Origin of the sequence: Rhodococcus sp. CX (assembly GCF_015865005.1) — a bacterium.
GTDB lineage: Bacteria > Actinomycetota > Actinomycetes > Mycobacteriales > Mycobacteriaceae > Rhodococcus.
Window position 1 is genome coordinate 6,949 of sequence record NZ_JADZGH010000016.1, and the last position, 2,516, is coordinate 9,464.

2 protein-coding genes and 1 tRNA gene are annotated in these 2,516 nt (G+C 70.2%); all 3 read left to right on the forward strand.

The window, feature by feature from the left end; all coding sequences use genetic code 11:
- Window positions 1–1,381 (forward strand): ribosome biogenesis GTPase Der (der, locus tag I0Q12_RS01370; RefSeq protein WP_197250251.1); only part of this gene is annotated, 1,381 nt, incomplete at its 5' end.
- A 92-nt stretch (window positions 1,382–1,473) separates the two neighbouring features.
- Window positions 1,474–1,547, forward strand: a tRNA-Pro gene (locus I0Q12_RS01375).
- Between the two features lie 213 nt (window positions 1,548–1,760).
- Window positions 1,761–2,516: sigma-70 family RNA polymerase sigma factor (locus I0Q12_RS01380; RefSeq protein WP_197250252.1), on the forward strand; the 756-nt coding region annotated here is incomplete at its 3' end.

Genomic DNA, 2,516 nt, shown 5'->3' on the forward strand with positions numbered 1-2,516 from the left:
CACCTGGTCCGAGGAATCCGACTGGGACATCGAGTTCGGGGAGGGCGGCGACCTCGAGGAGTTCGTGCCGGTTCCCACCGTCGCGGTCGTCGGACGCCCCAACGTCGGCAAGTCCACCCTGGTCAACCGCATCATCGGCCGCCGCGAAGCGGTCGTCGAGGACGTGCCGGGCGTGACCCGCGACCGCGTCTCCTACGAGGCCAGCTGGAACGGCCGGCGGTTCATGGTGCAGGACACCGGCGGGTGGGAACCCGACGCCAAGGGACTGCAGCAGTCCGTGGCCCGGCAGGCCGAGGTGGCGATGCGCACCGCCGACGCGATCCTCGTGGTCGTCGACGCCACCGTCGGCGCGACCTCCGTCGACGAGGCCGTCGCGAAGGTGCTGCGCCGCTCCAAGACCCCGGTCATCCTCGTCGCCAACAAGGTCGACGACGACCGCGTCGAAGCCGAGGCGGCCGCGTTGTGGTCGCTCGGCCTCGGCGAGCCGCACACCGTCTCGGCCACCCACGGCCGCGGCACGGGTGACCTGCTCGACGTGCTGCTCGAGGCGCTGCCGGCAACCCCGCGGGAAGGCACCGGCGGCGGCGGGCCGCGGCGCGTCGCGCTGGTCGGCAAGCCGAACGTCGGCAAGTCCAGCCTGATCAACAAGCTGTCCGGGGACGAACGGTCCGTCGTACACGACGTCGCCGGCACCACCGTCGACCCGGTGGACTCGATCGTCGAACTCGGCGGCAAGCCGTGGCGGTTCGTCGACACCGCCGGCCTTCGCAAGCGCGTCAACAGCGCGTCCGGCGCCGAGTTCTACGCGTCGCTGCGCACGCGCGGCGCGATTGACGCCGCCGAGGTCGCGGTGCTGCTGATCGACGCCTCGCAGCCGATCACCGAGCAGGATCAGCGGGTCATCACGATGGTCGTCGAATCCGGTCGCGCCCTGGTGATCGCGTTCAACAAGTGGGACCTCGTCGACGAGGACCGCCGCTACGAACTGGGCCGCGAGATCGAACGGGACCTGCTGCGGGTGCCGTGGGCGGCGCGGGTGAACATCTCCGCCAAGACCGGCCGGGCCGTGCAGAAGCTGGTGCCGGCGATGGAGACGGCGCTCGAATCGTGGGACAAGCGCATCTCCACGGGCCGGCTCAACACGTGGCTCAAAGAGGTCGTCGCCGCGACGCCGCCGCCGATGCGCGGCGGCCGGTTGCCGCGGGTGCTGTTCGCCACCCAGGCGGCCACCCGGCCCCCGACGTTCGTGCTGTTCACCACCGGGTTCCTCGAGGCCGGCTACCGCCGGTTCCTCGAGCGCCGGTTGCGGGAGGAGTTCGGCTTCGACGGCAGCCCGGTGCGGATCTCGGTGCGGGTGCGGGAAAAGCGCGTCCGCAAGTAGATCTCCGCAGCCGAAAAGACCTTCTGACCAGGCGATTGGTGCTTCGGTCCGTCACTGTTGTAATCTCAACGAGCGCTCGACGAGAGCGCGGACGGGCTGTGGCGCAGCTTGGTAGCGCACTTGACTGGGGGTCAAGTGGTCGCAGGTTCAAATCCTGTCAGCCCGACAGGCAGTAGGGGCAGGCCCCGGATTCTTCCGAGAATCCGGGGCCTGACTCGTTTCCGGGCCCCCGGTTTCTCCGAGCGAATGTACCGTTCGTCTCCTTGGATCGACCGAATGTACCGTTCGCTCGGAAAAGGGGCGGGACGACCCGGAAAGGGCCGGGGGGAGAGAAGCGCGACCGCTGGACGTCGCACCCGGCCTCGTCGATCATGGGGTGATGTCGACCGTGGGCAGCGATGCCGAAGTGTTCGAGCGTTCCCGGGGACGGCTGGAGGCGATCGCCTACCGGCTGCTGGGATCGGCCGGTGACGCCGAGGACGCGGTCCAGGACACGTATCTGCGCTGGCACGCCGTCGACCACGACCACATCGAGAGCCCCGAGGCGTGGCTGACGAAGGTGCTCACCAACCTCTGCCTCAACCAGCTCACCTCCGCGCGGGCCCGGCGGGAAACCTATGTCGGACAGTGGCTTCCGGAGCCGCTGCTCGCCGGCGACCGGATGCTCGGCCCCGCCGACAGTACCGAGCAGAAGGACACCGTGTCCATGGCGATGCTCACGCTGCTCGAACGGCTCTCCCCGAACGAACGCGTCGTGTACGTGCTGCGCGAGGCGTTCGGGTTTCCGCACCGCGAGATCGCCGGCATCCTCGGGCTCACCGAATCGAACTGCCAGCAGATCCATCGCCGCGCCCGGCAGCACATCGCCGCCGACCGGGTCCGCGCCGACGTGGACGCGGCCGCCGCCTCGAAGATCACCGAACAGTTCGTCGCCGCGGCCCTGAGCGGCGACACCCAGCCGCTGGTCGCGATGCTCACCGCCGATGCCGTCAGCGTCGCCGACGGCGGCGGCCGCGTTCCGGCCCGCCGGGGCCCGGTCACCGGTGCGGTCGCGATCGCCAAGTACCTGCGCGGGCTGTTCCACCCGACCGAAGCCAAACGCGCCGTCATCGGCGGCAGCCCGGCGGTGTACGCC